The sequence below is a fragment of the Paracoccus mutanolyticus genome (assembly GCF_003285265.1).
GTDB classification, from domain to species: domain Bacteria; phylum Pseudomonadota; class Alphaproteobacteria; order Rhodobacterales; family Rhodobacteraceae; genus Paracoccus; species Paracoccus yeei.
The window spans coordinates 391,541-410,105 of the sequence record NZ_CP030239.1; the positions used below are offsets into that span (position 1 = coordinate 391,541).

Here is an 18,565-nt window from a genome sequence, read left to right on the forward strand (position 1 = left end):
GCTTTCCTCATCCGGCGCCCCGGCTTTCACCGTTTTCCGAATACCCATGCCGGCCTTCGGTCATACGTGCTGTGCACGCCCTGTGTACGCGCGGTGCACAGGCTGCGGATGGAATATCTGCGACACCCGCGCTTCCGCCCCGGCCCCGGCCCGCACCCTTCTGTTGCGGCCCGGGGACCAAGCCGCTAGAACCCCGGCAAACCCAAGGAGCCCCCGATGATCCCGCGCTATGCCCGCCCCGAAATGGTCGCCATCTGGTCCCCCGAGACCAAGTTCCGGATCTGGTACGAAATCGAGGCGCACGCCTGCGATGCCCAGGCCGACCTGGGCGTGATCCCCCGCGAAAACGCCGAGGCGGTCTGGAAGGCCAGGGACGTGCAGTTCGACGTCGACCGCATCGACGAGATCGAGGCCGTCACCAAGCACGATGTCATCGCCTTCCTCACCCATCTTGCGGAACACATCGGGGCCGATCAGGCGCGCTTCGTCCACCAGGGCATGACCAGCTCGGACGTGCTCGATACCACGCTGAACGTGCAGCTGGTCCGGGCCTCGGACATCCTCTTGGCCGACCTGGACAAGGTCCTGGAAGCGTTGAAGAAAAGGGCCTACGAGCACAAGGATACCGTGCGCATCGGGCGCAGCCACGGCATCCATGCCGAACCCACCACCATGGGCCTGACCTTCGCCCGCTTCTACGCCGAAATGGCCCGCAACCGGAACCGGCTGGAAAAGGCCCGCTGGGAAATCGCGACCGGCGCCATCTCGGGCGCGGTCGGCACCTTCGCCAACATCGACCCCGCGGTCGAGGAACACGTCTGCGCGCAAATGGGCCTGCGCCCCGAACCGATCAGCACCCAGGTGATCCCGCGCGACCGCCACGCCATGTTCTTTGCCACGCTGGGCGTCATCGCCAGTTCGGTCGAGAACATCGCGATCGAGATCCGCCACATGCAGCGCACCGAAGTCCTTGAGGCCGAAGAGTTTTTCAGCCCCGGTCAGAAGGGATCCTCGGCCATGCCGCACAAAAGGAACCCGGTCCTGACCGAGAACCTGACCGGGCTCGCGCGCCTCGTGCGCATGGCGGTGGTCCCGGCGATGGAGAACGTGGCGCTTTGGCACGAACGCGATATCAGCCATTCCTCGGTCGAACGCGGCATCGCGCCCGACGCGACGATCACGCTGGACTTCGCCCTGAACCGGCTGGCCGGGGTGATCGAAAAGCTGGTGGTCTATCCCGACAACATGCTGAAGAACATGAACAAGTTCAAAGGGCTGGTCATGTCCCAGCGGGTGCTTCTGGCGCTGACCCAGGCCGGGGTGTCGCGCGAGGATGCCTATCGCCTGGTCCAGCGCAACGCCATGAAGGTCTGGGAACAGGGGGCCGATTTCAAGACCGAGCTGCTGGCCGACCCCGAGGTGACAGCCGCGCTTTCCCCCGCCGAGATCGAGGAAAAGTTCGACCTGGGCTATCACACCAAGCATGTGGACACGATCTTTGCCCGTGTTTTTGCCGAGAATGCCGCGCATTAACTCTGCGTTCGGGATTTGATGCCATGCTGCCCCTGACACGGGAATCGGGGGCGGCATGGCCATCGCGGCAATCGGCAAGGCGGAACTGACGGCACGGCAAAAGGCGGCAATCATCGTCCGCCTGATCCTGGCCGAGGGTGAGGACATGGACCTCGCCCGCCTGCCCTCCGGGCTCCAGACCGATCTGGCGCAGGAAATGGCGCTGATGGGGCTGATCGACCGCGACACCCGCAACGCCGTCATCGCCGAATTCTGCGATACCCTGGAATCCATCGGCCTCAGCTTTCCGGGCGATATCGACGGCACGCTGGAACTGCTCGACGGCCATCTGTCGCCCGACACGACCGACCGGCTGCGGCGCATGGCCGCGCTGAACGGCGGCGGCGATCCCTGGGACCGCATCGCCGCGCTCTCCACGCCCCTTCTGGCCGAACTCGCTCGGACCGAAGCGGTCGAGATCGCCGCGGTGATGTTCTCGAAACTGCCGGTGCCTCGCGCGGCCGAGGTTTTCGGCCTGCTGGACCCCGCGCTCGCGCGCCAGATCGCCTATGCCATGTCGCTGACCGGCATGATCGAGGCCGGGGCCCTGCGCCGCATCGGGCAGGCGCTGATCCAGGCCGCGGATGCGATCCCGCGCTCGGCCCTCGACGGGAAAGCCGTGGACAAGGTGGGGGCGATCCTGAACTTTTCGACCTCGGCCACGCGCGAAACCGTTCTTGCGGGACGGCAGCAGAGGCCGATATGCCGACGAAGCGCGCAAGCGATGTTTGGCACCAGTTGCGACGCGAAGGGCGCGACATCGCCCGCTGCACGGTGGAGCGACTGATGAAAGTCATGGGATTGCAAGGCGTTGTGCGCGGCAAGAAGGTCGTCACGACCAACCTCGATGCAGCCCAACCTTGCCCGGACGACAAGGTGAAGAGATGGAGGGCCTGGGCAAGGTCTCGACCAAGGACGCGGAAGAGGCGATGGACCAGGTCGTCGCCGCGATCCGGCGCATGGAGGCCGCGGGAGACTTGTTCATGATTGCCGCCGAACCCGACGAAGACGAGGCGGCGGTGGCATGACGCCCTTGCCTGCGACGGGCGCCTGCCCTAGCAGGGGCGGGAAAGGGAAGACCGCATGACCAATCCCATCGCCATCGTGCTTGGCCTGCTGATCCTCGCCGCCTTGGCGGCGGATGCGCTGTTTCTGCACTGGAACCTGCCGGTGGCCATCGGCAAGCGCCTGGCGGAACTGATCGAATACCTCAGCTTCTGGCGCTGAACGGCGGCGCGGGGCCTGTTTCGGGCGTCTGGCCTGCCGCCTGCCACGGATCAAAGCGCCTCGCTCGCCCAACCGCGGACGACATCCAGCAAGGACAAACGCCGGGCCTGCCAGGCGCTGCACCTGCCGCATATCCGACGTTTCCAGACTCCCCCCGCCTGCGACCATCGGCCATGTCCAGCGAGGGCCTGCCGGACGCCGCGCCTGACGCATATCGACGTTCCCAGAGCGCCCACCTGCCGAGCACCGACGACTTCCAGCAAGGACAAACGCCACGCATGCCAAGCGCCGATCCTGACGCATATCCGATGTTACCCATCCCTGCCTGCCGACTGTCGGCCACGTGCGCAATTACAAACGTGCGGATGCCGGGCGCCTCGCCTGTCGCATATCGACGTTCCCCGCCCGACCGCCTGCCAGCCACTGGCAACGTCGGTGAGGGCGGAGGGCGGAGGGCGGAGGGCGGAGGGCGGAGGGCGGAGGGCGGAGGGCGGAGGGCGGAGGGCGGAGGGCGGAGGGCGGAGGGCGGAGGGCGGAGGGCGGAGGGCGGAGAACCTTAGCCCACCCGCCATGCGCCGCAAGGCTGATCGCAAGGCATCGCGCAAAGCCCCTTCCCGAAATCGCGGGCCCCGCCTCGCCCCTTCGGAAACACCGGCGCGGCGCGGATGCGCTTGCAACCCCCATCACGCAGCCCTGTCACGCAGCCCCCGTCACGCAGTCGCCGGCAGCCCATGAAACTGCGAATACCCTGCGCTCACGCCAGCCCGGAATGCGGGCGGAAGTCGAAGACGGCGCAGGTGCCGGCGGAAACCGGGCGATAGGTCAGCTCGCCCTCGAGATCGGCCAGCAGGGCCCGGATGATGCGCGTGCCCAGGCCCGAGCCTTGCGGCTCGCCCTCGCCCGTCCAGCCGGCGCCGTCGTCCTCAACCAGGATGCGGGCGCGGTTCTCGCCCGTGGCTTGCAGAGTGACGCGGATCGGGCCGGGCTGGCCCGGCGGGTAGGCGTATTTCACCGCATTGGTGACAAGCTCGGTCAGGACCACGCCCACCGTCACCGCCCGGTCGGTCGAGGCCAGCACCGGATCGGTGGCGCAGGCGAATTCGCTGGGCCGGCCCTCGGCGTGAAAGCCGGTCTGCAGGTCGTCCAGCAATTCGCGCACATAATCCTGCAGCGCCACCTGGCGCACGTCGGTGGAACGATAAAGCCTGCGATGCACCCCCGCCACCGCCCGGATGCGGGCCTGGGTCTCGCTCAGCGCGGCAAGGGCGCCGGGGTCTTTCACCATGCTGGACTGCATCCGCACCAGCGAGGCAACCAGCGACAGGCTGTTGGCGATGCGGATGGTTCACCTCGCTCAGCAGCAGCTCGGCGCGGTCGCGGGCCTCGCGCATCTCCTGTTCGGCGCGGGCCTTGGCATGTTCCAGCCGGCCGCGTTCGACCGCCAGCTCGATGCCGCCGAACAGCAGGTCGATGAAATCCCCCGCCGCCGACTTCCAGACGTAGTCCACCGCCCCCATCTTCAGCGCGTTGACCGCAACCGAGGTTTCGGCCGAGCCGGTCACATAGATCACCGGCGGGCGCGCCGCGCGGTCTTCGGTTGCGCGCAGGAAATCCAGCCCGGTCGCGGCGCCCAGATGATGGTCCAGCACGACGACGCTGAACTCGGCCTGATCCAGCGCGGCCAGCGCCGCCTCGACCGTCACGGCATGGGCCAGCCGATAGCCGCGCCGCCGGCACGCCTTTTCGACCAGCCGCACCAGCACCGGGTCGTCGTCGACGTAAAGGATGTGAACGGGACTGTCGGACATGATCAGGGCGTCTGCGGCACCTGCATGACCGAAAAGAACAGCCCCAGTTGTCGGATCGCATGGGCAAAGCCGTCGTAGTTCACGGGCTTGGTGATATAGACGTTCGCGCCCAGGTCATAGCAGCGCTGGATCTCGCGGGCGTCGTCGGTCGTGGTCAGCACGACCACCGGCGCAAGGCGGGTGTGCGGGTTGGCCTTGACCCGTTCCAGGATGTCCACCCCGGTCATGTCGGGCAGGTTCAGGTCCAGAAGGATCAGCAGGTGGCGCCGGGCGCTGACCTCGCCCGAGCCGTCGGGCCCCAGCAGGTAGGCCAGCGCGTCGGTGCCGTTCTGGAAGGCCGTGATCGGGTTGTTGACGCCCGCCCGGCGGATGTTCTTTTCGATAAGACGAGCGTGGCCCTCGTCGTCTTCGACCATCACGATGGTGACGGGGATTGCCTGATCGCTCATTCGTCGTTGCTCCTGATGGCTGCCCGCAGGTCTATGGGTAGCGTGACGCGGAAGGTCGTGCCCTCGCCAAGGCGCGAGGTCAATGTGATATCGCCGCCAAGCCCGCGGACAAAGGCGCGCACATGGGCCAGGCCCAGCCCCTCGCCCGGCTTGTCCTGGGTGCCGGCGCGGCGGAACAGTTCGAAGAGCGCTCGTGGTCCTGTTCGGCGATGCCGCGGCCGTTGTCCTCGACCTCGATGTCGACCCAGCCGGGCGCGGCGCGGCGGGCGCGCATGGCGATGCGCAGGGGCACGTCGGGCCGGGCGTATTTCACGGCATTGTCCAGCAGGTTGCCGATCACCTGCCCCAGCGCGACCCGGTCCGAGACGATGTTGGGCACCTGAACCTCCAGATCGACGCGGGCGTCCGATTCCTCCATCTGGTGGCGCAGCGCATCCACCGCCGCCTGGAACATGGGTTCCAGCGCGATGGCTTCGGGCACCAGTTGCCGGCGGCCCTGGCGGGACAGCTTCAGGATGGCGTTGATCAGCCCGTCCATCTTGCGGGTCGAGGAGCGGATGAAGTTGATCGCCTCGGGCAGGTCCTCGTGCGCGCTCAGCCGGGCCTCGGTCACGTCGCGGCCCTCGGCCTCGGCATCGGCGACGAGCTGCTGCAGGGGCGGCAGGCTCGCCTCGAGCTCGCTGGTGAAGCCCATGATGTTGACCAGCGGCGCGCGCAGGTCGTGGGTGACGATATAGGCGAAGCGCTGCACCTCTTCGTTGGCGCGGGCCAGGTCGCGGGTGCGTTCGCGAATGCGCGCCTCGAGCCCCTGGTTCAGCCGCTCGATCTCGGCCCGGGCCGAGGCGAGCGCGCGGGTGTGGCGCATGACGGTCAGCGTGGCCCCGCCGACCACGGCCAGGATCACCAGCGCGCCCAGGAAGGCCACCCAGCGCAGCAGGCTGGCGGTTTCGCGCTGCCGATCGACCGCCGCAGCAAAGCCGTGGTCCGCCGCCTGCGTCAGCTGGTCGAACCGCTGGCGGATCTGGTCCATCAGGATCTTGCCGCGATCGCTGTCGATGATGCGCAGAACCTCGTCGCGGCGGCCCTGCCGGGCCAGGTCGATGGTCTGCGACAGTTCGTCCAGCTTCTGCCGGATCGCGGGGTCCAGTTCGTCCAGTTGGCCGTGCAGCTCGGGCAGGATCGCGGCACTTTGCCGCAACTGGTCCAGCCGCTGCGGGATCTCGGCGCGGGCGCGTTCGAAGGGGACAAGGTAGCTGTCCCTGCCGGTCAGCAGAAAGCCGCGCTGCCCGGTCTCGGCGTCCTGGACCAGCGACTTGAGGTCGACCAGCGTCGCCCGCGCCTCTCGGATCGAGACGATCGAGGCGGTATAGGTCGTCGTGCGGGCGAACAGCCAGGTGGCCGTGCCCACGATGATGCAAAGCGCGCTGAACCCGATCAGGAACAGCACCAGCGTTCGCCCAAGAATGGACCGGCCAGAGGAATGCACGGCGTAAACCTCGATTCGTGTGGTGGAAACGGTTAACCGCCGGGACCGACAGTGTCACGCCCCCCCGGCAGCGACCCGAGGTCGGCGGGGGTGTCGATGTCGCGCGCCTCCGTGGCGCTGATCGGGACCAGCGCGCCGGGCGGCAGCGCCGCGATGAAGTCGCGCGCGCCGCGGTCGCCCTGCGCAAGCGCCGCGACGGCAGCAAAGGAATGGGCGGCGATCACCACGGGCGGCAGCCGCCGGCCCCCCTGGACGCAGGCCGCGTCGCCCGGACGCGCCAGCAACCGCGCAAGCGTCGCCCCGGTCACGCCCGGCATGTCGCCCAGGCAGATCAGCAGCCGCCCCGCCCCCGCCCGGCGCGCATGGTCCAGCGCCGCCTGCAGCGACCGGGCCATGGGCTGGTCCGGGGCGATGCGGATGGGCTGGAACCCCGGCGGCAGGGCGGCGGCGACGGCGTCGCTGGACAGGACCGCCGCCAGCCCGCCGCAGCCAAGGCCGGCCAGGGCGCGCGCGGGATGACAGACCAGGGCCTGCCCCCGACCTGCGCCAGAAGCTTGTCGGGCGCGCCGAAGCGGCGCGATTGCCCGGCCGCCAGCAGCACGCCCATCGTGTCGGGAAAGCCCTGCGTCACGCCGGCGCGGCCGCCGCAGCCACATCCGCCAGCACCGACACCGCCAGGCTGCGCGGATCGCGGACCGAAGGGATCAGCCCGATCCGGTCGCGCAGCCGCGCCAGGTTCTCGGGCGGGACGCCGCGCGCCTGCAGCGCGGCCAGGCGGTTGCCCGCCGCCCGCAGGCTGCCCATCGCGCCGATATAGAAGGCGGGGCGGGCAAGCGCGTGCTCCAGAACGGCGATCTCGCGGTCGTGGTCGTGAAAGAACAGGACCACGGCGCTGTGCGGGTCGCTTGCCACGCCCTCGGGCCAGCCATGCAGGCACGAGCCATGGGGAAAGCCGCAGCCGGCCAGCGTGTCGGGATCGGGGGCGTAAAGCTCGGTCAGCCAGCCGGTGGCGTGGACGAGGTCGGCAAACAGCCGCGCCTCGGGCCCGCTGCCGAAGGTCAGGCAGCGCAGCGCGGGTCGGATGCGCAGTTGCAGCGGGCCCAACGGCAGCTCGGCCATGCGCCGCGCCGCCAGATCGGCCTGGGCGCGCGCCACGGCGGCCGGGTCGGGCCGCGGCTCGACCAGGATGTCCAGCGTGCCGCCGCAGGGCAACTGCAGGTCGCGAAAGGGCGAGCCCGCGCCATAGCGCAGGCGCCTGGGCTGGCCGTCCGCCAGCGCCTGCGCCGCATGCAGGGCCACGTCCCGGTCGATGCAGCCCGCGCTGAGCTGGCCGTGCAGCGTGCCGTCGGGTTCGATCACCAGCCCGCGCCGGCCAGCCGATAGGCCGGGCCCTGCGTGCCCGCAATCACCGCCAGCGCTGCGCCGGGCCGCCAGCGGTCCAGCGGCAGGTCGGATTGGGGCACCTTCAGGACGGTACCGCTGCGGTCCGGAACCGGGCGGCGGGAATGATCGAACATCGGCATGGCTCGTGCGGGGACTGGCTGGCGGTTCAACGCGGCGGCGCGCAATCCGTTCAATAGCGCGTTTGCAGATCGCCCGGAACCGCCCCGTGGCGCGGGCCGTTCTGTCCGACACCCAGTCACGCGGCCACAGGAGATGTCATGTCCCAGACCCCGCTCGCCAGGCTTGTCGTCAACGGAGAAGCGCACGAGTTCACCGGCGATCCCCGACGCACGCTTCTGGACTTTCTGCGCCACGACCTGGCGCTGTGCGGAACCAAGAAAGGCTGCGACCACGGCCAATGCGGCGCCTGCACCGTCATCGTGGATGGGCGCCGGATCAATTCCTGCCTGTCGCTGGCCGTCATGCACGATGGCAGCGACATCACCACCATCGAGGGGCTCGGCCAGCCCGACAGCCTGTCGCCCCTGCAACGCGCCTTCCTGGACCATGACGGATTCCAGTGCGGCTATTGCACGCCCGGCCAGATCTGTTCGGCTACCGCGATGATCCAGGAGTTGCGCGAGGGCTGGCCCAGCTTCGTCTCGGGCGACCTGACGGCGCCGCGGCCCAGCGACGAGGAATTGCGCGAACGGATGAGCGGGAACCTGTGCCGCTGCGGCGCCTATTCCAACATCATCGCCGCCATCCGCGAAACCATGGAGGCCGAGGCATGAGAGCCTTCGATTACGCCCGCGCGGGGTCTGTGGACGACGCCGCCGGCAGCGCCGCCAAGCTGATCGCCGGCGGCACCAACCTTCTGGACCTGATGAAGCTTGAGGTCGAGACGCCCGATCATCTGCTGGACATCAACCGCATCGGCCTGGACCGGATCGAGCAGGCCGACGGCGGGCTGCGCATCGGCGCGCTGGTAACGAACGCCGATTGCGCCGCCGACGCCACGGTTCGGCGCGACTATCCGCTGCTGGCGCGCGCGATCCTTGCCGGCGCGAGTCCGCAGTTGCGCAACAAGGCCACCACCGGCGGCAACCTGTGCCAGCGGACGCGGTGCCATTACTTCATGGACCTGGACACCCGCTGCAACAAGCGCCAGCCGGGCAGCGGCTGCGACGCCATCGGCGGGTTCAACCGCATCCATGCGATCCTGGGCGCCTCGGACCAATGCATCGCGACCTATCCGGGCGACATGGCGGTGGCGCTGTCGGCCCTGGATGCCACGGTCGAGATCAAGGGCAAGGCGGGCGGGCGCACCCTGCCCCTGCGCGATTTCCACCGCCTGCCCGGGGACGACCCGTCGCGCGACAACGTGCTGGAAGCGGGCGAGGTCATCACCGCCGTCACCCTGCCCGCGCCGGTCGCCGGCAGGCAGATCTATCGCAAGGTGCGCGACCGGGCCTCCTACGCCTTCGCGCTGGTGTCGGTCGCGGCCATTGTCCAGGTTTCGGACGGCCGCATCAGCCGCGCCGACCTGGCCTTCGGCGGGGTCGCCCACAAGCCCTGGCACGATCCGGCGGTGGGGCAGGCTCTGGTCGGGCAGGACCCCTCGCCCGCGCTCTTCGACCGCGCCGCGGACCTGCTGTTGCGGGACGCGCGCGGGCAAGGCGACAACGACTTCAAGATTCCCCTGCTGCGGCGCGCCCTTGCCGCCGTGCTGACCGAGGCGACAGGAGCCTGACATGCTGGGACTGTACAACACCCCCGACCAGCGCAACCTGCTGGACCAGACGCGGCAGGGCATCATCGGCAAGCCCCTGAACCGCCCCGAAGGGCCGCTGAAGGTCACCGGCGCCGCGCCCTATTCCGCCGAATACCAGATTCCCGATTGCGTCGAAGGCGTGCTTGTCACCGCGACCATCGCGCAGGGCAAGATGACGGCCATCCATCGCGAGGCGGTGATGGACTTGCCGGGCGTTCTGGGCGTCTTTTCGGAAAAGGCGATGCTGCGCCGTCCGGCCCAGGGCACCGCCGGCCAGGCCCCGGCGCGGAGTGCGGCAGATCGACTATACCGGCCAGCCGGTGGCGCTGGTCGTGGCCGAGACCTTCGAGCAGGCCACCCACGCCGCAAAGCTGCTGCGCGTCGAATACGAGGAAAGCGCCGACACGCCCCTGGACCCGCGAGAGGCGGAGTCCGAGCCGGCGCAAAAGCCCATCGTCCTGGGTGACCTGGACGCCGCCATGCGCGACGCCGCCCACAGCGTCGATCTGACCTATGAAACCGAAGGCCATGCCAGCGCCGCGATGGAGCCGCATGTCTCGATCGCGCAATGGGACGGCGACCGCCTGACGATCTGGGGCAGCTACCAGATGGTCGGCCACAACGTGAAGGAACTGGCCGACAGCCTGCGCATCGCGCCGGGCAAGGTTCGCATCCGCTCGGCCTATGTGGGCGGCGGATTCGGCTCCAAGCTGGGGATCAGCCATGACGCCATCGCGGCCGCCATCGCCGCGCGCGAGCTGGGCCGCCCTGTCCGCGTAGTGCTGAGCCGCCAGCAGGTGTTCCAGACCATCATGCGCCGGTCCGAAACCCGCCAGCGCGTGCGACTGGCCGCCGATGCAGGCGGCCGGCTGATCGGGCTGGGGCACGAGGCCTGGGTGTCGAACCTGCCCGAGGAACAGTTCGCCGAGCCGGTGACGCAGGCGACCGAGTTCCTGTATGGCGGCGAGAACCGCAAGATCGGCGTCAACATCGCCCGCATCTGCCGCATGACTGCCGGTTCCGTCCGTGCGCCGGGCGAGGCGGTGGGGATGCAGGCGCTTGAGGCGGCGATGGACGAACTGGCCGAAAAGATCGGCCTTGACCCCATCCTGCTGCGCAAGCGCAACCTGCCGGCGACGCAGCCCGGAACCTCGACCCCCTATTCGTCGCGCATGCTGACCGAGGCGCTGGACCAGGGCGCGCGCGCCTTTGGCTGGGACCGGCGCAAGCCCCGGCCCTGCATGACCGGGACGGCGACTGGTGGACGGCATGGGCGTCGCCTCGGCCGCGCGGGTGAACATGCTGCGCCCCGCCGCCGCCCGCGTGAGACTGGAGCCCGACGGCAGCCTGCGGGTGGAAAGCGACCAGACCGACATCGGCACCGGCAGCTATGCGATCCTCGGCCAGATCGCGGGCGAAATGCTGGGCGTCCCCATCGACCGCGTGACCGTGACCCTGGGCGACAGCGAGCTGCCCACCGGCGCGGGCTCGGGGGGAAGCTTCGGCGCGACCTCGACCGGATCGGCGGTGTTTCGCGCCTGCGAGACGATCCGCGAACGGCTGGCCTATCAGCTTGGCGTCAAGCCCGACGCGCTGGAGATCAGGGACGGCATCGCCAGCGGCGATGGCAAGACCGCGTCCGTCACCGACCTGCTGACCGGCAGCGCCATCGAGGAAATAGGCCGCATCAAGCCTGGCAAGACCTCGCAGGACTATGCCCAGGGCAGCTATGGCGCCTTTTTCGCCGAGGTCGGCGTCAATGCCTGGACCGGAGAGATCAGGATGCGCCGCATGCTGGGCGCCTTCGGATTCGGGCGCGTGCTGAACGCCAAGACCGCAGGCTCGCAATGCCTGGGCGGCATGGTCTGGGGCATCGGCAATGCGCTGACCGAGGAGTTGGTCTTTGACCTGCGCAACGGCCATCTGGTGAACCACGACCTGGCCGAATACCATGTGCCGGTGCATGCCGACGTGCCCGATGTCCAGGTCATCCTGCTTGAGGAACGCGATGCGCCAGCAAGCCCGCTTCAAGCCAAGGGCGTGGGCGAACTGGGCATCTGCGGCGCGGCCGGCGCCATCGCCATCGCCTCTACAACGCCTGAGGCATCCTTGGCTGCGCAGCTTTCCCTGACGCTGGACAAGCTGCTTGCCGACCTGCCGGACCCCATGCGGAACCGGAATGACAGGCCGTCCCCGGCCGCGGGAACGATGCCGCGGCCGGATCGTTGGCCCATGACCCAAAGACAGGAAGGCAGAACCGATGAAAGACTATCCGAAGCCTCCATTCCCAAAACAGGAACAAAGCCTGCCCGGCAGCTTTCAGAAGATGGACCCCCGGCCCGACCACGGCGAGGAAAGCTGGCGCGGCGCCGGCAGGCTGGAGGGCATGGCGGCCCTGATCACCGGCGCGGACAGCGGGATCGGCCGCGCCGTCGCCATCGCCTATGCGCGCGAGGGTGCGGATGTCGCGCTGTCCTTCCTGGATGAGACCGACGATGCGCGCGACACGGCAGAACTGGTGCGCCAGGCAGGCCGGCGCTGCCTGCTGCTGCCCGGCGACCTCGCGGACCCCGCCCATTGCCGGGCGCTGGTCGACAAGACCGTGGCCGAATTCGGTCGCATCGACATCCTGGTCAACAACGCCGCCCAGCAGCGCGTGTTCGAGCGGATCGAGGACATCCCGGACGAGGAATGGCGCCACACCTTCGCCGTCAACATCGACGCGATGTTCTACATCACCAAGGCGGCGGTCCCGCACATGAAGCCGGGCTCGGCCATCATCAACACGGCCTCGATCAATGCGGACAAGCCGAATCCGCAGCTTCTGGCCTATGCCACGACCAAGGGCGCGATCCAGAACTTACCACCGGTCTGGCGCAGTTGCTGGCCGAGCGACGGCATCCGCGCCAATGCGGTGGCGCCGGGCCCGGTCTGGACACCGCTGATCCCCGCCAGCATGCCGGCCGAGGAGGTGGCCGAATTCGGCAAGACCTATCCGATGAAACGCCCGGCCCAGCCCGTCGAGCTTGCCTCGGCCTATGTGATGCTGGCCGAGCCGATGTCGAGCTATGTCTCGGGCGCGACGATTGCCGTCACCGGCGGTCAGCCGATGATCTGAACCAGGGAGGCCATGATGAAGAACCGACATGTGTATTTCTGCCTTGGGATTGCGGCGGGGTTCCTGCTGAAGGCGGCCTGCGATAACGCCGGCCGAAGGTCCGAGATGGGCACGCCCGAAATTCGCCCCGCAGGTCGTAAGCTGATGCGCGAACCCCCACCCGACTGGGACAAGGTGGATGAGGAAAGCGACGAGTCCTTTCCCGCCAGCGATCCGCCGGGGAATTACTGAGTCGGGACCTTGCGGACGGTTGGTTTATTGCTCAGGCGCCAACCGTCCCATACAAAATAGCCTAATAGTTAAAAGGCAAGACATTATACTTGGGGATTTAAAACACGGAAGGCCAACCATCGCGTAAAATGGTCATTAGAAAAAATTTCCCGCAATTCTCCTTTGCGTTGATCAGCCTTTTTACCGATGATATTCGCAATTAATTTGCACTGTTGAGGCTTATCGTGAATATTATTGGAATTTGTCGCTTTTCCTTGGTCGGGCGGGGCGACTGGAAGGCATATGAAGGCAAATCTGAAGCCGAGGTGCAGGCCGTCGCGATCGAACAAGCGGCAAGGCTGTTCACGCCCGAGCGGATGGAAACCCGGCTAAAGACCTTTCAGGAACTGACGCTTGCCTCGATCCGCGCGCAGACCGATCCGGATTTTCAATTCCTCGTCCTCGCCTCGGAATTGATGCCGTCACGCAATACCGCGACGAACTGGCGCAGCTTTGGCGTCCAGATACGTATTGCGCTTCAGCTCCCGATAGATTGTCGAGGCTGGGCGCAAAAGGCGGTCCGCGAATTCCGTGTCAAATACTCCGACACGCTGCAGTTCCGGCTGGACGACGACGATTGCGTCTGCGCCGACTTCGTCGCCCTGCTGCGCCGCCATGCCGCCCCGGCCATGCCTGCCCATCCGATCTTTGCCGTCAGCCTGCGCGGCGTGATGTATTGCTCGGTCGGCGGGCAGAACGCGGGCACCTACCACTGGCCCGTCGCGTTCATGAGCGCGGGGGCCGCGATCCGCCACCCCTCGAAAAGCATCTACGAGTTCGGCCATTTCAGCATGGCGCAACGCTTTCCCTCGATCACCGTTCCCGGCCGGCTGGCGCTGGTCACGCATACCGGGACGAACGACACCCGCCTGTCCCCTGCCCTGATCCAGCGCCGCGGCATGGTTCATATGACCGGCCCGCAAATTCAGCAGGCGCTGGCCGTGAACTTTCCCTTCCTGTCCGACAAGGCCATGGCACTGGCTGGTCTGCCGGCGACGCCGTCCCCGGAAGAACCCGCGCCGCGCTGGCTGACCGACCTGGCAAACACGCGCGCGCGCAAGGGCTTCTTTATTTCGGACGACCTGTTCGGGCTGCAGCATACCCACCGGGGCGGCAAGGTACTCTATGTCAGCTTCGACAACCTTTCCAGCGTGCGGGCACCCACGCGGCTGCGCGACCCCTGGGGATATGGCTTTGCCGCCGCCTCGAACTGGTCCAGCTTGGGCGTCCTTTGCTATCGCCCGAACTGGTTCCGCATCCCCCGCCTGTTCGAGGAACTGCAGCACCTCGCTCAACGGGGATTTTTCAGCCGCTACGACAGGGTCATCTTTTCCGGCGTCTCGATGGGGGCCTATGCAGCCTGCGCCTTTTCTTCGGTCGTGCCGGGCAGCACGGTGATCGCCTTTTCACCGCAATCGACACTGGCACCCGGGATTGCCGACTGGGACCGGCGCTATCCCAGCGGAACCGCAGCCGACTGGCACGGCCCCTTTGCCGATGCCGCCCGCGAATTGGCAAAGGCCCGGCGCGCCTGGATCGTCTACGACCCTGCCGTCCCCGAGGATCACCGCCATGCCGAGCGCCTCGCGGGTCCCTGTGTCACGCTGCTGCGAGCGCGCCATTCGTCGCATTTCAGCGCCCAGTTCCTAAGCCAGATCGGGGTTCTGGGCCGCTTTGCCCGGGACTGCGCCGAGGATAGGATGACCGAGGCGCGGTTCTATGCGCTTTATCGCCAAGGTCGCCACTTCCGCCGCTATCTCGAGGGCGTGGCCGCCCAGGTGGCGCGCCGGCCCGGCCCCGGACTCAAGCGGCAGCTAGCGGCCGTCCTGCGCGACCTGGGCAAGCCTGCTATCGCCAATCACGTTGAACGTTCGGTCGACCAGCATCCGGGTCACGCCGACGCCGCCGAATAGCCTCCGCACGCCCCCGTGCGCCATCCTTCGCGCGAGTCGTGGCGCTAACATGGAAATCGCAGACACTTTCGGCGGATAAGGCGCCTCAGCCGTTTGCATTCCCCCATCAAGCCGCGCTATCAGCAGCGCGCAACATCATCAGCGGCGGAGGAACCCCATGGCTGTCAAGGTGGCGATCAACGGCTTTGGCCGGATCGGTCGGAACGTGCTGCGCGCGATCATCGAATCGGAGCGCAATGATATCGAGGTCGTGGCGATCAACGACCTGGGCCCGGTGGAAACCAACGCCCACCTGCTGCGCTACGACTCCGTGCACGGCCGTTTCCCGGCGACGGTAACCGTTTCGGGCGACCAGATCGACGTGGGCCGCGGCCCGATCAAGGTCACGGCGATCCGCAACCCCGCCGAACTGCCCTGGGGCGATGTCGATGTCATCATGGAATGCACCGGCCTGTTCACGTCCAAGGAAAAGGTCCAGCCGCACCTGTCGACCGGCGCCAAGCGGGTGCTGATCTCGGCCCCGGGCGACAACGCCGACAAGACCATCGTGTTCGGCGTGAACGATGACACGCTGACCAAGGACGACCTGGTCGTGTCGAACGCCAGCTGCACGACGAACTGCCTGTCGCCGGTGGCCAAGGTGCTGAACGACACGATCGGCATCGCCCGCGGCTTCATGACCACGATCCACAGCTACACTGGCGACCAGCCGACGCTCGACACGATGCACAAGGACCTGTATCGCGCCCGGGCCGCCGCGCTGTCGATGATCCCGACCTCGACCGGCGCCGCCAAGGCCGTGGGCCTGGTGCTGCCCGAGCTCAAGGGCAAGCTGGACGGCGTGTCGATCCGGGTGCCGACGCCGAACGTCTCGGTCGTGGACCTGGTGTTCGAAGCCGGCCGCGACACCTCGGTCGAGGAAATCAACGAGGCGATCCGCACCGCCGCGAACGGCCCGCTGAAAGGCATTCTCGGCTATACCGACGAAAAGCTGGTCTCGACCGACTTCAACCACGACCCCCATTCCTCGGTCTTCCACATGGACCAGACCAAGGTGATGGAGGGCCGGCTGTGCCGCATCCTGTCGTGGTACGACAACGAATGGGGCTTCTCGAACCGCATGTCGGATACCGCGGTGGCCATGGGCAAGCTGATCTGATCGGCGATCCCCGCACGAACAATGCAGAACGCGCCCCGGACGGGCGCGTTTTCCTGTTCCGAGGGTCATGAACGCCCACGGCAACGCGAACCCGCGCCGGCGGGCTATTTCTTGCGGGACAGGCGACGGACGTTGTTCTTGGTGCGACGGCGATAGGGGCGCAGGGCCGCGGCCATCACCTCGTCCGCGCGTTGTCCCCGGCCGGCGGCGCGCAGCGCGGCATGCATTGCCTCGGACGCCGCATCGGCCTTTTCGATGACCATACGGCTTGGTTCGCGCGCATCCTGGCGCAGGATGCCCATCATCCCGGCCGTGCGCAGGGCGATCACCATCTGCGCCTCCAGGGCCATATGCGCCATCTGCTGCCACAGCAGCAGCGGCGCCTGCATCGCAACAAGGTTCAACATTCCCAGACCCATCCTGTTCTCCGGCGGCAAGACACCTTGGCGATCAACGCATATACCCCCCGAACGGTTTGCCAAGCTGTCGTTTTCTCCAGCGCGAGCGGGGTATTTCCAGCGGCTGCCCGCCGGTATAGAGGAAACCCATGACACACTCCGTATCGCTTCGACGCCCCGACGACTGGCACCTGCACCTGCGGGATGGCGACATGCTTGCTGCAGTTGCAGCATATTCCGGTCATTTCGGCCGCGCCATCATCATGCCGAACCTTGTGCCCCCGGTGGTGACGGGTGCGCAGGCTGCCGCCTATCGGGACCGGATTCTGGCGGTTCTGCCCGAAAATGTGACGTTGCGTCCGCTGATGACCCTGTACCTGACCGAGACGACCGATCCCGCCGATGTCGTCGCTGCCCATGCCGCGGGACTCATCGCGGCGGTCAAGCTCTACCCGGCCGGGGCCACCACGAATTCGGCCTCGGGCGTGCGGGATTTCGACAAGGTGCGCCCGGTGCTGGAGGCGATGGCCGAGGCGGGGATTCCGCTTTGCACCCATGGCGAGGTGACGGACCCCGCCGTCGACATCTTCGACCGCGAGGCGGTGTTCATCGACCGCGTACTGGACCCGGTGCGCCGCGCGACCCCCGGCCTGCGCGTGGTGATGGAGCATATCACCACGGCGGAGGGCGTGGATTACGTCGCAAGCCAGCAGGACATGGGGGCGACGATCACCACCCATCACCTGGTCATCAACCGCAACCATATCCTGGTCGGCGGCATCCGCCCGCATTATTATTGCCTGCCGGTCGCCAAGCGCGAAAGCCACCGCCTGGCGCTACGCCGCGCCGCGACCTCGGGCGATCCGCGATACTTCCTGGGCACCGACTCGGCCCCGCACCCGGACCGCGCCAAGGAGTCGGCCTGCGGCTGCGCCGGCTGCTTCACCGCGCCGAACACCCTGTCGATCTCGCCCAGGTCTTCGAGGACGAGGGCGCGCTGGATCGGCTCGAGGGATTAGCCTCGCTGCACGGCCCCGCCTTCTATCGCCTGCCGCCGAACGAGGACCGGATCCGCCTGGTCAGGCGCGACGACCCGGCCGAATACCCCACCCATATTGCCGCCGGGGATGAGACCGTCACCGTCTTCGACCCCGGCTTCCCGCTTTACTGGCATGTCGAGGACCCCGCATGACCCTGCCCTTTCCCCCGCGCGAGGAAATCGCCCGCCTGACCGCCCGCATGCTGCTGGAAATCAGGGCGGTGCACTTCAACGCGGCCGAGCCCTATACCTATGCCTCGGGCCTCAAGGGGCCGACCTATATCGACTGCCGCAAGCTGATCTCCTATCCGCGCATCCGCGCGACGCTGATGGACTTCCTGGCGGCGACCGTGCTGCGCGACGCGGGCTTCGATGCCTTCGACAATATCGCCGGCGGCGAAACGGCCGGCATCCCCTTTGCCGCCTTCGTGGCAGAGCGGCTGGAACTGCCGATGACCTATGTGCGCAAGAAGCCCAAGGGCTACGGCCGCAATGCTCGCATCGAGGGTGCGATGACCGAGGGCCAGCGCGTGCTGCTGGTCGAGGACCTGACCACCGACGGCGGCAGCAAGCTGAGCTTCGTCGACGCGATCCGCGAGACCGGCGCCACCTGCGGCCATACGGCGGTCATCTTCTACTACGGCATCTTCCCCGAAACGACGCAGCGCCTGGCCGACCACGGCGTGCAACTGCATCACCTCTGCACCTGGTGGGACGTGCTGGCCGAGGCCAAGGCGCAAGGCTTCTACGACGCCGCGACCCTCTCCGAGGTGGAAAACTTCCTGACCGACCCGCGCGCCTGGCAGGTGGCGCATCCCTGAAACGGCGCGGGCATCGTCCCGCCGCACGGTCGCATGGGTATTTGGGACAACAAGGAAGACCAAGGGCAGCGCCAAATCTTCCTTGTTGCTAAAAATACCCATGTGGCCCCGGCCACCAGCGCAGGGCCTGCCATCCATCCACAGCTTA

The 18,565-nt window shown here is 67.5% G+C and carries 18 protein-coding genes and 5 pseudogenes; 15 read left to right on the forward strand and 8 right to left on the reverse strand.

What is annotated here, in order from left to right; translation table 11 throughout:
• Nucleotides 1-216: 216 nt before the first annotated feature.
• The 5 genes and pseudogenes from purB (at nt 217) to DPM13_RS20380 (ending at nt 2,799) form a co-directional block, all read left to right on the forward strand.
• On the forward strand, nt 217-1,533 hold the full coding sequence (gene purB, locus DPM13_RS02265; protein ID WP_112887373.1) for an adenylosuccinate lyase: 1,317 nt from the start codon (nt 217-219) through the stop codon (nt 1,531-1,533).
• A gap of 55 nt (nt 1,534-1,588) precedes the next feature.
• On the forward strand, nt 1,589-2,359 hold the full coding sequence (locus tag DPM13_RS02270) for a hypothetical protein (protein ID WP_223252296.1): 771 nt from the start codon (nt 1,589-1,591) through the stop codon (nt 2,357-2,359).
• Nucleotides 2,290-2,457, forward strand: a pseudogene (locus tag DPM13_RS21950) (IS3 family transposase); the annotation flags it as partial. The gene DPM13_RS02270 and the pseudogene DPM13_RS21950, both read left to right, overlap by 70 nt.
• On the forward strand, nt 2,457-2,600 hold the full coding sequence (locus DPM13_RS02280) for a FliG C-terminal domain-containing protein (protein ID WP_112887375.1): 144 nt from the start codon (nt 2,457-2,459) through the stop codon (nt 2,598-2,600). The pseudogene DPM13_RS21950 and the gene DPM13_RS02280, both read left to right, overlap by 1 nt.
• A gap of 55 nt (nt 2,601-2,655) precedes the next feature.
• On the forward strand, nt 2,656-2,799 hold the full coding sequence (locus tag DPM13_RS20380) for a hypothetical protein (protein WP_028717793.1): 144 nt from the start codon (nt 2,656-2,658) through the stop codon (nt 2,797-2,799).
• Between the two features lie 754 nt (nt 2,800-3,553).
• Here the strand turns inward: DPM13_RS20380 and DPM13_RS21955 are convergent.
• From DPM13_RS21955 to DPM13_RS20385, 7 genes and pseudogenes are all read right to left on the reverse strand, one after another.
• Nucleotides 3,554-4,084: a sensor histidine kinase gene (locus DPM13_RS21955; protein ID WP_262983237.1), complete on the reverse strand. Its 531-nt coding sequence runs from the start codon at nt 4,082-4,084 to the stop codon at nt 3,554-3,556.
• A gap of 259 nt (nt 4,085-4,343) precedes the next feature.
• Nucleotides 4,344-4,607, reverse strand: a pseudogene (locus DPM13_RS26505) (response regulator); the annotation flags it as partial.
• A gap of 2 nt (nt 4,608-4,609) precedes the next feature.
• On the reverse strand, nt 4,610-5,056 hold the full coding sequence (locus tag DPM13_RS02295) for a response regulator (protein ID WP_028717795.1): 447 nt from the start codon (nt 5,054-5,056) through the stop codon (nt 4,610-4,612).
• Nucleotides 5,053-6,542 (reverse strand): annotated as a pseudogene (locus DPM13_RS02300) (sensor histidine kinase). Before DPM13_RS02300 ends, DPM13_RS02295 begins: the two are co-directional and overlap by 4 nt.
• A 32-nt stretch (nt 6,543-6,574) precedes the next feature.
• Entirely contained in the window at nt 6,575-7,198 is a 624-nt protein-coding gene (locus tag DPM13_RS02305; protein WP_112887377.1) for an NTP transferase domain-containing protein, read from the reverse strand.
• Nucleotides 7,170-7,901, reverse strand: coding sequence for an XdhC family protein (locus DPM13_RS02310; protein WP_189654816.1), 732 nt, complete (start codon nt 7,899-7,901; stop codon nt 7,170-7,172). Before DPM13_RS02310 ends, DPM13_RS02305 begins: the two co-directional genes overlap by 29 nt.
• Nucleotides 7,898-8,059: a hypothetical protein gene (locus DPM13_RS20385; protein ID WP_189654817.1), complete on the reverse strand. Its 162-nt coding sequence runs from the start codon at nt 8,057-8,059 to the stop codon at nt 7,898-7,900. Before DPM13_RS20385 ends, DPM13_RS02310 begins: the two co-directional genes overlap by 4 nt.
• Nucleotides 8,060-8,203: 144 nt before the next feature.
• Here DPM13_RS20385 and DPM13_RS02315 point away from each other — a divergent pair, with 144 nt between their 5' ends.
• The 8 genes and pseudogenes from DPM13_RS02315 (at nt 8,204) to gap (ending at nt 16,159) form a co-directional block, all read left to right on the forward strand.
• Nucleotides 8,204-8,719, forward strand: coding sequence for a 2Fe-2S iron-sulfur cluster-binding protein (locus DPM13_RS02315; RefSeq protein WP_080620646.1), 516 nt, complete (start codon nt 8,204-8,206; stop codon nt 8,717-8,719).
• A complete protein-coding gene (locus DPM13_RS02320) occupies nt 8,716-9,678 on the forward strand; it encodes an FAD binding domain-containing protein (protein WP_112887379.1) in 963 nt (320 codons plus the stop codon). Before DPM13_RS02315 ends, DPM13_RS02320 begins: the two co-directional genes overlap by 4 nt.
• Before the next feature lie 353 nt (nt 9,679-10,031).
• Nucleotides 10,032-10,769, forward strand: a pseudogene (locus DPM13_RS26510) (xanthine dehydrogenase family protein molybdopterin-binding subunit); the annotation flags it as partial.
• A gap of 199 nt (nt 10,770-10,968) precedes the next feature.
• Nucleotides 10,969-12,186 carry a molybdopterin cofactor-binding domain-containing protein gene (locus DPM13_RS24710; protein WP_262983313.1) on the forward strand — a complete coding sequence of 406 codons (1,218 nt, stop codon included), beginning with the start codon at nt 10,969-10,971 and terminating at the stop codon, nt 12,184-12,186.
• Nucleotides 12,086-12,817 carry an SDR family oxidoreductase gene (locus DPM13_RS02330; protein WP_223252298.1) on the forward strand — a complete coding sequence of 244 codons (732 nt, stop codon included), beginning with the start codon at nt 12,086-12,088 and terminating at the stop codon, nt 12,815-12,817. The genes DPM13_RS24710 and DPM13_RS02330 overlap by 101 nt, the downstream gene beginning before the upstream one ends.
• A gap of 30 nt (nt 12,818-12,847) precedes the next feature.
• A complete protein-coding gene (locus tag DPM13_RS02335) occupies nt 12,848-13,048 on the forward strand; it encodes a hypothetical protein (protein ID WP_223252299.1) in 201 nt (66 codons plus the stop codon).
• Between the two features lie 224 nt (nt 13,049-13,272).
• A complete protein-coding gene (locus DPM13_RS02340; protein ID WP_189654819.1) occupies nt 13,273-15,000 on the forward strand; it encodes a glycosyltransferase in 1,728 nt (575 codons plus the stop codon).
• Between the two features lie 157 nt (nt 15,001-15,157).
• On the forward strand, nt 15,158-16,159 hold the full coding sequence (gene gap / locus DPM13_RS02345; RefSeq protein ID WP_112887382.1) for a type I glyceraldehyde-3-phosphate dehydrogenase: 1,002 nt from the start codon (nt 15,158-15,160) through the stop codon (nt 16,157-16,159).
• Nucleotides 16,160-16,263: 104 nt separating this feature from the next.
• Here the strand turns inward: gap and DPM13_RS02350 are convergent, their stop codons facing one another.
• Entirely contained in the window at nt 16,264-16,566 is a 303-nt protein-coding gene (locus tag DPM13_RS02350; RefSeq protein ID WP_223252300.1) for an antibiotic ABC transporter, read from the reverse strand.
• Nucleotides 16,567-16,706: 140 nt separating this feature from the next.
• On the opposite strand from DPM13_RS02350, the pseudogene pyrC reads away from it, so the two are divergent.
• Nucleotides 16,707-17,749, forward strand: a pseudogene (gene pyrC, locus DPM13_RS02355) (dihydroorotase).
• Nucleotides 17,746-18,417, forward strand: coding sequence for an orotate phosphoribosyltransferase (locus DPM13_RS02360; RefSeq protein WP_112887384.1), 672 nt, complete (start codon nt 17,746-17,748; stop codon nt 18,415-18,417). The pseudogene pyrC and the gene DPM13_RS02360 overlap by 4 nt, the downstream one beginning before the upstream one ends.
• Nucleotides 18,418-18,565: the final 148 nt, after the last annotated feature.

Coding starts and splice junctions, on each gene's coding strand:
- purB (WP_112887373.1), top strand. CDS start 217: ATGATCCCGCGCTATGCCCGCCCCGAAATGGTCGCCATCTGGTCCCCC.
- DPM13_RS02270 (WP_223252296.1), top strand. CDS start 1,589: ATGGCCATCGCGGCAATCGGCAAGGCGGAACTGACGGCACGGCAAAAG.
- DPM13_RS02280 (WP_112887375.1), top strand. CDS start 2,457: ATGGAGGGCCTGGGCAAGGTCTCGACCAAGGACGCGGAAGAGGCGATG.
- DPM13_RS20380 (WP_028717793.1), top strand. CDS start 2,656: ATGACCAATCCCATCGCCATCGTGCTTGGCCTGCTGATCCTCGCCGCC.
- DPM13_RS21955 (WP_262983237.1), bottom strand. CDS start 4,084: ATGGTGAAAGACCCCGGCGCCCTTGCCGCGCTGAGCGAGACCCAGGCC.
- DPM13_RS02295 (WP_028717795.1), bottom strand. CDS start 5,056: ATGAGCGATCAGGCAATCCCCGTCACCATCGTGATGGTCGAAGACGAC.
- DPM13_RS02305 (WP_112887377.1), bottom strand. CDS start 7,198: ATGTGGCTGCGGCGGCCGCGCCGGCGTGACGCAGGGCTTTCCCGACAC.
- DPM13_RS20385 (WP_189654817.1), bottom strand. CDS start 8,059: ATGTTCGATCATTCCCGCCGCCCGGTTCCGGACCGCAGCGGTACCGTC.
- DPM13_RS02315 (WP_080620646.1), top strand. CDS start 8,204: ATGTCCCAGACCCCGCTCGCCAGGCTTGTCGTCAACGGAGAAGCGCAC.
- DPM13_RS02320 (WP_112887379.1), top strand. CDS start 8,716: ATGAGAGCCTTCGATTACGCCCGCGCGGGGTCTGTGGACGACGCCGCC.
- DPM13_RS24710 (WP_262983313.1), top strand. CDS start 10,969: ATGGGCGTCGCCTCGGCCGCGCGGGTGAACATGCTGCGCCCCGCCGCC.
- DPM13_RS02330 (WP_223252298.1), top strand. CDS start 12,086: ATGGCGGCCCTGATCACCGGCGCGGACAGCGGGATCGGCCGCGCCGTC.
- gap (WP_112887382.1), top strand. CDS start 15,158: ATGGCTGTCAAGGTGGCGATCAACGGCTTTGGCCGGATCGGTCGGAAC.
- DPM13_RS02350 (WP_223252300.1), bottom strand. CDS start 16,566: ATGTTGAACCTTGTTGCGATGCAGGCGCCGCTGCTGCTGTGGCAGCAG.
- DPM13_RS02360 (WP_112887384.1), top strand. CDS start 17,746: ATGACCCTGCCCTTTCCCCCGCGCGAGGAAATCGCCCGCCTGACCGCC.